At 44.6% G+C, this 13,132-nt stretch carries 11 protein-coding genes; 2 read left to right on the top strand and 9 right to left on the bottom strand.

Features of this window, described 5'->3' with window-relative positions:
* Positions 1-91 precede the first annotated feature (91 nt).
* The 5 genes from MHH25_RS15175 to MHH25_RS15155 all read right to left on the bottom strand — a co-directional run bounded on the left by MHH25_RS15175 (position 92) and on the right by MHH25_RS15155 (position 4,934).
* The gene (locus MHH25_RS15175) at positions 92-847 is read right to left on the bottom strand and encodes a carboxymuconolactone decarboxylase family protein (RefSeq protein WP_340020390.1); all 756 of its coding nucleotides are present in this window, start codon (positions 845-847) and stop codon (positions 92-94) included.
* A 198-nt stretch (positions 848-1,045) separates the two neighbouring features.
* On the bottom strand, positions 1,046-2,017 hold the full coding sequence (locus MHH25_RS15170; RefSeq protein WP_340020389.1) for a hypothetical protein: 972 nt from the start codon (positions 2,015-2,017) through the stop codon (positions 1,046-1,048).
* Positions 2,017-2,508 carry a sigma-70 family RNA polymerase sigma factor gene (locus MHH25_RS15165; protein WP_036615805.1) on the bottom strand — a complete coding sequence of 164 codons (492 nt, stop codon included), beginning with the start codon at positions 2,506-2,508 and terminating at the stop codon, positions 2,017-2,019. The genes MHH25_RS15170 and MHH25_RS15165 overlap by 1 nt, the downstream gene beginning before the upstream one ends.
* A 185-nt stretch (positions 2,509-2,693) precedes the next feature.
* Positions 2,694-4,274 carry a histidine-type phosphatase gene (locus tag MHH25_RS15160; protein WP_340020388.1) on the bottom strand — a complete coding sequence of 527 codons (1,581 nt, stop codon included), beginning with the start codon at positions 4,272-4,274 and terminating at the stop codon, positions 2,694-2,696.
* A 240-nt stretch (positions 4,275-4,514) separates the two neighbouring features.
* On the bottom strand, positions 4,515-4,934 hold the full coding sequence (locus MHH25_RS15155) for a DUF3237 domain-containing protein (RefSeq protein ID WP_127548556.1): 420 nt from the start codon (positions 4,932-4,934) through the stop codon (positions 4,515-4,517).
* Positions 4,935-5,071: 137 nt separating this feature from the next.
* Between MHH25_RS15155 and MHH25_RS15150 the strand changes: the two genes are divergently transcribed.
* Positions 5,072-6,274, top strand: coding sequence for an MFS transporter (locus MHH25_RS15150; protein WP_340020387.1), 1,203 nt, complete (start codon positions 5,072-5,074; stop codon positions 6,272-6,274).
* The gene (locus MHH25_RS15145; RefSeq protein WP_101313779.1) at positions 6,267-6,911 is read left to right on the top strand and encodes a TetR/AcrR family transcriptional regulator; all 645 of its coding nucleotides are present in this window, start codon (positions 6,267-6,269) and stop codon (positions 6,909-6,911) included. Before MHH25_RS15150 ends, MHH25_RS15145 begins: the two co-directional genes overlap by 8 nt.
* Positions 6,912-7,002: 91 nt before the next feature.
* Here MHH25_RS15145 and MHH25_RS15140 read toward each other — a convergent pair whose 3' ends face one another.
* The 4 genes from MHH25_RS15140 to MHH25_RS15125 form a co-directional block, all read right to left on the bottom strand.
* Positions 7,003-9,273, bottom strand: a complete 2,271-nt coding sequence (locus tag MHH25_RS15140) for a glycoside hydrolase family 3 N-terminal domain-containing protein (RefSeq protein ID WP_340020386.1) — start codon at positions 9,271-9,273, stop codon at positions 7,003-7,005.
* A gap of 89 nt (positions 9,274-9,362) precedes the next feature.
* Positions 9,363-10,283: a carbohydrate ABC transporter permease gene (locus MHH25_RS15135; protein ID WP_036615816.1), complete on the bottom strand. Its 921-nt coding sequence runs from the start codon at positions 10,281-10,283 to the stop codon at positions 9,363-9,365.
* 15 nt (positions 10,284-10,298) lie between these two features.
* The gene (locus MHH25_RS15130) at positions 10,299-11,270 is read right to left on the bottom strand and encodes an ABC transporter permease subunit (protein WP_340020385.1); all 972 of its coding nucleotides are present in this window, start codon (positions 11,268-11,270) and stop codon (positions 10,299-10,301) included.
* 147 nt (positions 11,271-11,417) lie between these two features.
* Positions 11,418-13,094, bottom strand: a complete 1,677-nt coding sequence (locus MHH25_RS15125; protein ID WP_340020384.1) for an ABC transporter substrate-binding protein — start codon at positions 13,092-13,094, stop codon at positions 11,418-11,420.
* Positions 13,095-13,132: the final 38 nt, after the last annotated feature.

The following is a 13,132-nucleotide window of genomic DNA, read 5'->3' as shown; positions in this document are numbered from 1 at the left end:
AATCGTTCATTTCTTTACTATACCTTCCTGTTAACCAGAAGAAGACAGTTGATTGGGATAATCAACTGTCTGTTGCTTCAAATAAAGAAGATTATTTCTCTGGAATGATTTCATTCACGCAGGCTAAAGCATTTAGTGTTCGAGGAAATCCCATGTAGGGAAGGCAGTGAGTTAGAGCGGTGATCATGGTTTCTTTATTATTGCCAACATTGATGTTACCCTGAACGTGTGCTTTGACTTGACTATCAGCACCTCCGAGTGCACTTAGTATACAAAGAGTAAGCAGCTCTCGTGTTTTCAGATCCAGACCACCACGGGTATAGAAGTCACCAAAGCAAAATGCTGAAAGATAGTCCTGGATATGCTTCTGATTTGACGAGGCATTTTCCCGGTTTTCCTCAATAATATCGCCAAAAATCTCTTTCTGAATACCAAGTCCTTTGTCCAAGCGATTATCTTCTTCAACCCGTTTCTGACTTTCAAGAGGCAGTGCAACATTTCGCTCTTTGAACACTTCATTCATTTCCGATATGGCATTTAAGGTTTTGGGGAATCCCAAATAAGGTGCGCATTGATAGATTGCTTCTTGGATCTCCGTTGGTGTCAACCCAACATTTAGCGCTGCACGAGTATGTGCTTTGAATTGTGGCAACGTTTGATTAGTAGCCAGTACGACCAAAGTAATAAGCTCACGTTGCTTATCGTCAAGGACACCTTGATCGAAAATTTCACCAAAAATGAAGCGACTTAATATGTCCTGTAACTCAGGATCAGTAGCATATGCCGCTGGAACTCCATCGCCGAATAGTCTTTTATATGTTTCCTGGCTCTTTTCGATTCGATTCATATCCATCAAACCTCCTGTTTCTTTTTTTGTTAAAACTAGGTGTACCCATTTTACATTGAAAGAGAAAAGAAACTATATCCTATTCATATCATTTTATTGCCTAATCCTATCAAGTGTTTCTTTGTTGATGAAAAAAGCGAACAAAGCACTTGCGTGCCCTGTTCGCTCTTTTGGTGCAGCCAGATTGCTGTCTTCGCCTTACTCGCCCAAGCTGTTCCAGAATGATTGGAACGCGCCTTTCTCCACTTCCAGGAATGCCGGAAGATTACCATAACGCACCAGACCATCACCAAACAGAACCAGTGGGACCTGCGTTTTGTCTTCCAGTGTGAGATAGATGATCTTGCGATCCTCCTTGCCGTAGAGGTTCTCTTCCAACTCCGGGCTCGTTGCGATCGGTTTGGCAGCATTTAGCGATGAGATGAAGCTTTCCAGTGATTCATCCGCTGCTAACGGTTGAAGCTGCTGCAATCCGTTGTTCCAGCTATTAAACGTCTCCCATTGCGCCGAGGCGATGTTGCCTTCGAGATGAAGCTTGCCGATCAGGTCGGCACCAGTACCAATGGTGATTCCGTTGTTCTTGTCGAATAACTGAGCATACACCTGACCATCGATCTCGGTGTAAGACATGATGCGGAAATCCTTGTCGTAGCCATTGACCGCATAGATGTCTGCTTCGCCAATGTTGGAAGCAAGCTCCGTATATTTATCCTGGCCGCTCAGTTCATTGATGCCACCAGTTGTAGTACCAAGCTTTTCACCCCGCAGGTTGAGTGCATTTGCGCCTTCAAGCAATGTTGGGGACTGTGTATATACGTTTCCTCCATATACAACCAGTTGCATCATATCAGCCATCGCGCCTTTGCCCTGTGAACTCGGCAACTCCATCTTCGGAATCACGATCGGATCAAACGATGCTCCTGGAGTCAACGCTGCCACCTGTGGTGTTGGTGCGGCTGGTCCATTGAATTGTTGCCATACACTTGGCGCAGCCAATCCAATGCTTGCAGCGATAACAACACTTGCTGCAATGTATAGTGGTTTACGTTGACGTTTTGGTCCCTGATGTTGCGTGTTTAAGGATTGCTCTACCCGTTTTTTCATTTGCTCGTTTGTTTTCATATGATCCACCGCTTTCTTGTAGTTTTGTTTGAATTGTTCTTCGTTCATTACAGTTCCTCTCCTTCCAGCTCCAGTTTTAACAGCTGTCTTCCTCGTTTCAATCTCATTTTCACTGCTGATTCGCTAATCTCCAGGATCTCGCTAATTTCTCGAATCGGATAATCTTCGTAATAATACAGATGAACCACCGATCTATACTTGACGGGCAATGACAGCACAAGTTCGATCAGCGCGTGATCTTCAGGGTTGTCTGTTGTAAGAGGATCGACTCCCTCCAGCTTGACCTCCCGTTTGCGCCAGCCTCTGCCTAATAAGGATTTGCAATGATTGGTGATGACCCGAATCAACCATGCTTTTTGATGCTCCGCATCGTTGAACGTAGGGGCTTTTTCTATTAGTTTGATGAAGGTATCCTGAGTGGCTTCCTCCGCGTCTTCTCGTCTGCCGAGGTGCACCATGGCAATCCGGAACAGCGTATCCGCGTATGTCTCATAGACTTTCATCACATGATCGCCCAGCTGGGGCACTGATCGCTGCATGGTTGTTATGCCCTCCTTTATACCTCTAACACTCTTACGGACGGCATTTGGTCACATTTTGTTTTAGGATTTTTTTACTGGTCCATTTCATTCAAAATGCAAAAAAAGAAAGCAGCTCCATGAAAAGGAGTTGCTTTCTTCATCTTCGTCTTTATTTTCATATAAAATGCATATCGTTTCACCGATTAGAATTTCTTCTGTAAAAGCTCGATATTGTCTTCCAAACTGCTGTCCAAGCTTACGCCTACCTTCTGCAGTTTGTTTTGGTAATATGCTTTTACATCTTCCCACTTATAGTATGGATAGGTCTTTGTTTCGATCGGGAAGGCGATCTCTTCTTCATTTCTAAGCATTTTCACGAGAACATCCTTACCATTGGAATACAGAATCCATTGAATATTTGCTCCCATTGGTGAGATAACCGAGCCATTCCAGTTTTGGGTCACGTCCTGCGGTTTGTCGATACTCACATTAGCTCCGGCGATATCCAGGAATGAAGATAGTGGAATAATTGTTTCTGCGTGAGCAAAACGAAATATACCAGCCGTGTCTTTCTGCTGAATGGACTGTTCGGTAGACACGATCAACTCTTTGACCAGAGGTGAAATGATATTTTGCGGCAGATCCGTTGACGTTAAAGATGGACCTTTTTCATAAAAGTCATTGATATTGTCAATGCTCTCGTACCATCTCAACTGATTAGCCGTGAAATACCGCCCGAATTCGAAGTCACCTTCTCCTTTAATATTCGAAGATATGATGTAGAGTTCATATAGATTAGAAGCAGCCTCGGTTGGGTTGCTGAGCTTCACTTTTCCCTTCTCATCTTTCAGTTCAAACTCTCCAGCGTTCAGCCGTTGATAGAAGTCATCAGAGAAAAATTGCAGAAGGACCTCTTTTGCATAACGCGTTCCAGTGCTCTGTGTGACATAATCCTCGTATAACTTAACCCAGTCTCCATCTTCTACGTACTCGTTATACTTCGTAGCCAAGTCGTAGGGCCGTAGATAGGGGTCTTTCCCTTCTTCAAAAGCTGAAGCCAGAATGTCTACCTTGTTATCTCCCAAGCTTTCCTTTAACCCGTCAATAAACTGATCTCTGCTCTGCGGCGTTCGATCTTTGAAGGTTGCTTGTGCAATCACTTTTTTATCCGAAGTAAAGAGTTCTTTGAAATTCTGCCCAACTCTGGCCCCTATTCCTTTCAGTTCTTCTCCACCCGTAGTGGATAACAATCCATAATGATCTTTTTCAACCTTCATCAGATTGCCAATTTCCTTCTTCAGCTCTTTGCCCAGATTAGTGATCTGCCCGTCCTTTTCAGCGATGTCGAGCAGTTCAAATAACGTCTTGTCGTACTTGGAACTGGATAGATGTCTGGAACCATGTCTCCCTATGTAGTTAATAAATATGGGTTCATATCCAATAGGAGCTTTTGTATAACTTGTTTCCTTAAAAGGATATGGCGTTTTGGTACCGCGGTACCCCTGCTGATCATCCATTTTTTGTCCAACAAACACCGATTGGGTGTTGTTATCCCAGTCTACCTCTTGCCCCAAGGCTTCACCAATCGCTCTTGCAGGTACATAAGTGACCCCATTGTAGAGAAATGATTCGCCTTCCACCCTTTGTCCGTTCACAACCACATTAGCCGATTGTTCAGAAACTTCGATCATGCGTTTGGAGCCTGCACCATATGCGTCAAACACACTTACAGACGTTAAGATGGCGAGTGATGCTACTGAAATCCCGATTTTTTTGATCATCATAATGAATAGTTTTCTCCTTATTCCGCCTGATATGGGTTTATTTTCGCTCATCATACTATAGGTGTGAAGTGTCTGCGCCGTATCCATCCTATGTTAATTAATTGTAAAAGAGTACATATAAATATTGACGTAAAGTCTCATACGACAAAAAGAGCCGCTCCTTAGCGACTCTCGATCTGCATAACCGGCTATCTTGCTCCGAGACACATGAACAAAATAGTTATCACATGTCTCGCACTATCATAGCGCCCTATATATTTTTATATCTATCCCTGACTCCGTCGGATGACCTTCTCCAATAAGTGCCTCACGGTTCAAGAAGGATAAGGCTTTGCTGTCTGTAATCATTTTGGGGGAAGTACGAAATAAAGCAGTTTTCAGCGTTTTATCAATATTTCCGTTATTTTCGATATAAATTTTGCAGGAATGGCCTGCGTTGTCGGTTCCTTGGAGCATGTATCTTGCCGATAGCGTATGCGGACCACCATTCTTCCCGATGATCTGCGTATCTACTCCTCCACCCAACACAATTCCCTCAAAGTACTTTCCGGTTACACTGCCTGTAAAAGTAATCATGACAACCGAATCATCTTCGCTATTCTGCAAATCAAATGATTCTTCGATGTTCACATGTACCGTAAACAATTCCTCTAATTTCACGTGTTCCCACCTCCATATGAATTCAATTATAACTCTACTCACTAAAAAAAAGATTTACATATTTCCTTCAAATCATTTAAAATGGTTTACACAATGTAAAGGTTAACAAGTTGTAAATGAAGGGGTTAATGACGTACATGAGTACATTACCAAAATCAGTTCGCTTTCCACTGTTCATTCTGATGTTAAATCTGTTTATTGCTTTATTGGGGCAAGGGATGCTCATCCCCATATTGCCGGAGTATTTGAAGCTTTTTCATGCGGGAGGCGCAGTAGCAGGATTTTTAGTTGCAGCCTTCGGTGCCGCTCAATTCTTCTTTTCCCCTCTCGGGGGACAACTGTCTGATCGATTTGGACGCAAAAAGTTGATCATTGCGGGTATGTTTCTGTCTGTCATTTCAGATATCATATTTGCGCTGTCGACGTCATTGCCGTTCCTCTATGTCGCACGGTTTATCGGTGGAATCAGTCTTGGTTTAATGGTTCCTGCCAACCTCGCATATGTCGCCGATATTACAACGCCAGAGACACGTGCAAAAGGTATGGGCTATTTCGGCGCAGCTATGAATTTGGGGATGGTTCTCGGACCTGGTCTGGGCGGTCTCATCGCCGAGATGGGCATTCGCATGCCCTATTTCTTCGCAGCGGGTCTGGGACTGATTGCGGCCCTGATGACGCTGCTATTGCCTGAGACACTTCCCCCCGAGAAAAGAACGGTCTCCATCCGTCTTCAAAAAGGAGATCACTTGGGCAAGAAAATCTGGAGTTCTTTTAAAGTCCCCTATTTCAAATACTTGATTGTGTTGCTTGTCATGACCTTTGGTCTCATGAGTTATGAGACAGTATTCGCGCTTTTCGCAGAGCAAAAATACGGATTCGACGCTGCAACAATCTCCATCATTATTACTTTGGGCGCGATTATCGGTATCGTTGTGCAGATCTGGCTTTTGGATTGGTTCGTACAGAGAATAGGTGAAGTTAAGTTGATCCGTCTCTCCTTAATAATCACACCCATAGCTTTATTGTTAATGTTAATTAAGGTCAACCTTGTGTTTCTGTTGTTCGCTTCTGCGTTATTCTTTGCCTTTAATTCGTTTTTACGACCTTCGGTCAGCACGTTAATATCCAAAAATGCAGGAGATCGGCAAGGTTATGCATCGGGTCTGAATACTACATTTTCCAGTCTCGGCACGGTGATTGGGCCGCTGATCGCAGGACTATTGTTTGACAAAAACATAAACTTCCCGTATATTTTTGGTGCAATTATGCTACTCGCTTCTCTCGGACTGACCTTGAACGCATTTCGTTCGAAGAAAGGACAATTGTATACAAGTGAATGAAAACTGGCATCAACAATTGGGAAATAAACATCGTGATGATTTGATTGCAGCAGGTAAGGAGCTTTTTTTGAAATATGGATTGCTCCAGGTGAAGATTAAGGATGTATGTACGAAAGCTGAACTTAGTAGAGTGACCTTTTATAAACATTTCCAGTCTATGGATGAACTTCTTCTAGCCATTCAGATGCAACTGATCGAACATTTAACGGATGAGGTTAGCCGTGCTTCAACGAAGGACTTGAACGGGCGGGAACAACTCACGGTTATGTTGAATGCATGGGTTGTTTATGCCGAGAATCATCCAGACTACATCCGGTTTATTCAATTGTTTGATATCAACTATGAGATGTATGATTTTAGCCCTGAATTAAGAGAAGAGTATGATAAGTTCAACCAGAACGGGAAAGAAAATCATTTCCTGTTGGACGCTTTATCCCAAGGCGTTGTTGACGGCAGTATTAAGAATCCATCTCCTCCGCTGGATCTGGCTCAGTTTATCTTCACAACGATGATGGGCATGCTCCAGCGCATGGTAACTATTCGTGGTGCTCATGATAATTCATTGGATATGCGGATGACGGAGCAATTTGTGAAGATGCTGCTCCATTTTGTTTGTAGCGAAGAAATACCCGAGTGATAGCATGGTAGATGGATCGATAAAACAAAAGTTTAAAATAAAAAACGGATTCCGTATTTTGGAATCCGTTTTTTTCTTCATTAATTAAGCGTTAATCCGTTAGCACGGGCAACTTTCCTCCAGCTTTCAGTTGACCAAGCAATTCTTTGATCCCGGCAGACGTATTGGGCTCCTGCTTTCCATACACAGCAAGCCCTGAGCGCACGTTCTGCAAATAGATCATCTCGTATGGGTTACCCAGTGAGAACAGCGTGTATCGCTGATTACTCTTGTTCATCGCATTAATCAAGGTTTGATACTCACTCCAACCGAACTGGCTGGCCACATTACGAAATTGGTAAGAAGCAAGAATGACATAATTGGCTTTGCCAATCGCCTGGAGCGTTTCATTCATTTTGCCTTGACCAACAAGTGATATTTCAGTCTTTAACGACAGGTTATTAGCGGCTTGCAACAGTTGTTTTTCAAGCTGTTTCGCCTGTTCCTGTTCAGCTGCGACAATAACAACCCGGTCGCCTTGCTTCATTGGATCAGGAAGCACACCTTCACGACTGCTGATTACAGTGACCGCTCGCTCTGCGATTGTCTGCTCCACTGCTCGGTGTGCCTTTGATCCGATGATACCGTTAAGCTGAGTTAGCTTTTGCGCAAGAGTTTGACTGCGTTCAAATAAACCATATTTCGCTTTCATCTCCAAGATTCGTTTCACAGATGCATGTATGGTTTCATCCTTGATCGTTCCATTGTTCACCGCGTTTACCAGCGTTTGATGGGCCGCTACTGAATTTTTTGGCATAAGGATGATATCAACACCTGCGGAAACGGCTCGTTCTACCGATTGATTCTCCCCAAAATGCTCTGCAATTGCATTCATGGTAAAGGCATCCGACACAATGAGACCTTTGTATCCCAGCTCTCCGCGAAGCAGTCCTGTCAGTACCTTTTTCGATAAGGTGGCAGGAATCGGCACACGTTCACCGTCCTTGAGGGAAGTAACATGTTCGTTGTCAATGGCAGGGAAAGCAATATGCGCGGTCATAATCATCTCTACATCATTTTTGATTGCAGCCCGAAACGGTTTTAATTCTACCGCATCAAGCCGTTCTCGGTTATGGGCAAGCACAGGCATACTAAGATGGGAATCTACCGTTGTATCTCCATGTCCCGGAAAATGCTTAACCGCCGCCATCACCCCTGATTGCTCTAGCCCTTTTATTGTTGCCAGACCAAGCCGTGTCACCAAATCCGCATCCGAGCCAAACGACCGTATACCAATGATGGGGTTATCTGGATTGCTGTTGATGTCCAGCACTGGCGCAAAATTAATCTGCAATCCCAGTGCCTTCAGCTCCTCCCCTGTCAGCTGACCAGCTGCTTCGGCTAGTGTTGCATCTCCAGTTGCGCCAAGCGCCATTTGACCTGGCAGGTTCGTACCGCCTGGTATTCGCTTAATAACGCCACCTTCTTGGTCGATGCTAAGAAATAGAGGAATGTCACCTGCTTCTCTTTGTATATCATGTGTGAACGTTGTAAGCTGCGTCACGTCTACAATATTTTTGTCAAATAGAATGAGTCCGCCCAAATCCTGATCATGGATCGTGCGTTTCAGCCCCTCATTAACGGTCGTTGTCGCTTTACCATTCCATTGCCTAATGTCGGGCATAAGCATCTGACCAACTTGCTCGCTTACCGTCATATAGGATATCAGTTTGTCCCAATCTTGTGTCCGAATGGCCTCTTCACGTTCGAAGCGAATTACTCTCGCCATAAATACGGCATATTCAGCACGCGTGACAGCTTGATTCGGACGGAAGGTGGCATCTGAATAACCGCCGACCAAGCCGTTTGAACTCATAATAAGAATGGGTGCTGCTGCCCAATGCCTGTCCGTGTCTGTCCATTTTGCGGCGTTCTTACCTTCCACGAGTGCATATGCCCGTGTAAGGAAGGCCGCAGTCTCTGCGCGGCTAAGTGGTGCGTCCGGACGGAAAGTTCCGTTAGGAAAACCACTTGCAAGTCCATTTTTAGCAGCTATCATGATTTCTCGATGGAAAGGATGTGTAGTTGGAACATCGGAATAAGTTGTGCCTTCCACTGCTCTTTGAAGCTGATCTGAATAGAGCTCGCGCACCATAAAAGTGACAGCTTGTGCCCTTGTCACAAGTGCCTCTGGCTTGAAGATCCCATTGCCGTATCCGGCTACTGTTCCCCGTTTCGCCATATACGTGATGCCATCCTCTGCCCACTTTGAATACTTTAGATCAACAAACGTTTCTTCCGCAGCTGCCGTTCCCACCCCTATAAGCATAGAGCCAACAACGGCACCAATAATCGTCATCCATTTTACATGTATTTGTTTCACTCCTGTTGTATTCTATGGATGAATAGACGTTACTACGGTATAGTTTGTTGCGTTTTCATAAGTTCAATGAAATTATATTCAGGTCATGACTATCCCTTCACGCCACCAATCGTCATACCCTGGACAAAGTATTTCTGTAAGAACGGATACACCATCAGAATAGGAACACTTGCAATAATGGTCATGGTCGCTCGAATCGAGGTTGGTGTGACCGCCGTTGCATTGCTTTCGGCAGACTGATAAGCATCACTTGCTGATGAAGTCGCTGAGGTTGTCGAAGTTTGCAGAATTTTCATCAACTCATATTGCAATGTGCTTAATTCTTTATTGGAAGAGTTGTACAGGAATACATCGAACCAGGAATTCCATTGTCCCACGGCTACAAAGAGTGATACGGTTGCCATTGCGGGAATCGTTAGCGGCAGGACAACGCGGATAAATGTCGTGAACTCCCCTGCCCCGTCAATACGGGCTGACTCCAGAATGCCTTCAGGAAGACCCTCAATAAATGAACGGATGACGATCATATTGAAGACACCGATTACACCCGGAATGATATATACCCAGAAGGAACCGATCAATCCAAGGTCTCGAATCAGCAGATAACCGGGGATCAACCCCCCGCTGAAATACATGGTGAATACAAAAAACATCGTAACAAACTTGCGAAGCACAAATTCCTGACGACTAACCGTATACGCGAGCATGGCTGTACAGAAGACGGACACCACGGTTCCAATGATCGTACGCAGCGCCGAGATCAGAGTTGCGTGATAAATATCTGATTCGCCAAAAATGTATTTGTAGTTGTCCAGTGTCCATACACGAGGCCATAGATATATTCCACCCCGAATAGCATCATTTGCATTATTGAAAGATACGGCAATCATATTAACAAAGGGATAGATCGTCACAATCATCAGACATACCATGAAGATGATGTTAAAGGTGTCAAACGCTCGATCCCCGGTGCTGCTATTACGCAAGCGGGATGTGTTTCCTTTACGCATGGCATAGGCCTCCTTTTAGAATAGTCTGCTCTCTCCCATTTTTTTCGCTATATAGTTCGCTGAGAAAAGGAAGATGAAGCTGACCACCGTTTTGAATATGCCAGCTGCTGTACCTAAGGAAAAGTTCCCCATCCCTAATCCATATTTCAGTACAAAGATGTCCAGATTCTCCGAATAGTCCATATTCATCCCGTTACCCAGCAGATATTGCGGTTCGAATCCGGATTCAAGAATACTTCCCATGTTCATGATCAACAAGATCACAATAACCGGTTTCAAGCCAGGCAGGGTGATATATAACATCCGTTTGAAGCGACTGGCTCCATCAATCTCGGCAGCTTCATATTGCGCAGGATCAATTGCCGTAATCGCTGCCAGATAGATAATGGTGTTCCAACCGACATCTTTCCAGACCTCAGTTGCCCCCAGAATACCCCAGAAGTATTCTCCTTTCCCCATCCATAGTACCGGACTGTCAATCAGGTGAAGCTTCATCATCAGCAGATTGATAATTCCATCTGGTGACAGGACTGTTAATACAATGCTGGAAGCAACAACCCACGAGATAAAGTGAGGCAGATAACTGACGGTTTGCACAAAGCGTTTAAATATGACATTTTTCAACTCATTCAACAAAAGGGCCAGTGTAATTGCTGTCACAAATCCCAACACCAATTTAATGGAACTCATAACGAGTGTATTTCGCAGCACCCGGTAGAAGGTATTGTCTTCAAATAACGTACTAAAATGTTGCCAACCTACCCATTGCTGATCCGAGAAGGACCTTGCCGGTTTGAAATTCTGAAAAGCCATGGTCCATCCCCATAACGGCAGGTACTTGAAGATAAAAGCCCAGATGACAAAAGGAATACACATCCAGGCAAGCGTTCGTTGCTGCACAAGTCGCTTAAAGAACGAGTGTGCTCTGGTTCCCTTCGGACTCGAGGCCGGAGGCGTCGAGTTAAGGGAGACATTAGGTTTCTCCACGGTGAACCTGCTCCTTTCCTGTGCTGTTATTCATGCGAGGAGAAGCCGGAGTTTATGCTCTTTCGTCTTCTCCTGCGCATGTAACAGTTTGTTTTAAAGAGGTTGTTGAAAACCGGTCTTATTGAACACGCACTTAAAGTGTTCGTATTACCATTTTCCTGCAACACGATCCTTCACAACTTTGGTAATGGTCGCTTCATAACCAGCTTTATCCAATTTGTTCAGTTCAGCCATGTAGGCATCCCACAATTTATCAAAATTCGATGGCGCTCCCAAGATCATCTCCGGCAAGTATTTACGTTGCAAATCATCCGATTTGGTCGTGAAGATCTGTTCAGGTGATCCTTGCTCCAATGCGATGGACCATGCCGGGAACCAAGGCCGCTCTTCCGGTTTGTTAAACAATTCACTAAAGGTTTGGATACCGTAGGCTTCAAGGAATTTCTTATCTCCCTCGGTGTAAGATGCAGCGGCCACTTCCGGCTGGTTGCCAGGGCTATAAGCGTTACCATCGGTTAGTGTAGATTCACCGCCATATTTCGGCCAGTCTGTCCCAAAGTAGGTGAACCCGAATTTACGGCTGAGCTCCAGATCATCATGAGCCTTGCGTTGATCTTCATTTACATAATAGAATCTGCCCTTTTCATCCACACTGTACGTCTCATCCTTGATTCCCCATTGCACCAGAACCTGATTCTCTTCCTTCAGCAAATTATCGAAATATTTGATGATACGAACAGGGTCTTTGGCATTCACCGAGATACCTGTTGCATAGTTGTTGACAAAGCCGGGAGGATCCACATACTGATCCTTGATTCCTTCATCAAACACAATCGGAAGTGGAGCGTAGCGCTTCTCATCAATGCCTGCAGAGAGCAAGTTTTTCGATGCATCCCCAATCTGCCAGCCATAATTGAAGTATCCTAACACACGACCCGAAGTCAGCTTGGCCAAATACTGGTCTTTGTTCATCGTAAAGGATTCCGGATCAAGCATGCCTTGAGCATTGATTTCATTCAACTTCTGAATCCATTTTTTCTGGGCATCTGTTCCGGCGACAACTTTTGCCTCATGGGTAGTCATGTCGACCATGACACTGCCATCGTTCGGATAACCGGCAAGATGCATCGCTGGATTTTGCAGTGTGAAGAAGTTATTAGCCACACCCGCAAGTGACACAAATCCGATTGTGTCTGCACCGTCGACAGTTGGATGTTTTTCCTTATAATCCTGAATTAGATCAAAATATTCATCCAGTGTAGTGATCTTGGGATAATCAAACTCTTTGAGCACAGATCGTTGAATCCAGAAAGCTCCTCCGCCCACATTTGGGCTACCTGAATACTCACCCTGATTAGCCGTATAAGGCAGGGCATAGATTTTTCCATCTTCGGCATTTTTCATTTTATCGAAATATGGTCCATACACCCTTTTGATATTAGGACCGTATTCCTCAATCAGATCATCCAGCGGAATATAGGCACCTGCATCCAGTAACTTGGACATCTCACCACTGGAGCTAATGACATCAGGATAGTCTCCACTGGCAATCATGACACCGGCTTTTGTAGCACTATCACCTACCAGATATTCCAACTTCCAGTCCACACCCGTCTGCTCTTGCAACGCTTTACCGATGGTAGTTTCGCTTGCCAGAACATCCTTCTTGCCTGGAGAGAACATGTAATACGAGAACGTGACTGGACTGTTCTCATCATCACCTGTGGCTGAAGGCGCTGATGACGAACTGTTCTGACTGCACCCAGCCAGCAAAGCTGTTAGTAATACAGCTAAACCCGCTGTTCTAAATTTTGGCTTTAACATGTGAATATTCCCCCGTTCCGTGTTTTCTCTTATGGATT

The organism is Paenibacillus sp. FSL H3-0457 (assembly GCF_037981725.1).
Taxonomy (GTDB): Bacteria; Bacillota; Bacilli; order Paenibacillales; family Paenibacillaceae; genus Paenibacillus; species Paenibacillus amylolyticus.
The sequence above is the reverse complement of the archived record's forward strand: the minus strand, read 5'-3'. Positions and strand labels throughout refer to the sequence as shown.

Excerpts from the sequence above, each read along its gene's own strand:
- MHH25_RS15175 (WP_340020390.1), bottom strand. The coding sequence starts at position 847 with ATGAATCGAATCGAAAAGAGCCAGGAAACATATAAAAGACTATTCGGC.
- MHH25_RS15170 (WP_340020389.1), bottom strand. The coding sequence starts at position 2,017 with ATGAACGAAGAACAATTCAAACAAAACTACAAGAAAGCGGTGGATCAT.
- MHH25_RS15165 (WP_036615805.1), bottom strand. The coding sequence starts at position 2,508 with ATGCAGCGATCAGTGCCCCAGCTGGGCGATCATGTGATGAAAGTCTAT.
- MHH25_RS15160 (WP_340020388.1), bottom strand. The coding sequence starts at position 4,274 with ATGATGATCAAAAAAATCGGGATTTCAGTAGCATCACTCGCCATCTTA.
- MHH25_RS15150 (WP_340020387.1), top strand. The coding sequence starts at position 5,072 with ATGAGTACATTACCAAAATCAGTTCGCTTTCCACTGTTCATTCTGATG.
- MHH25_RS15135 (WP_036615816.1), bottom strand. The coding sequence starts at position 10,283 with ATGCGTAAAGGAAACACATCCCGCTTGCGTAATAGCAGCACCGGGGAT.
- MHH25_RS15125 (WP_340020384.1), bottom strand. The coding sequence starts at position 13,094 with ATGTTAAAGCCAAAATTTAGAACAGCGGGTTTAGCTGTATTACTAACA.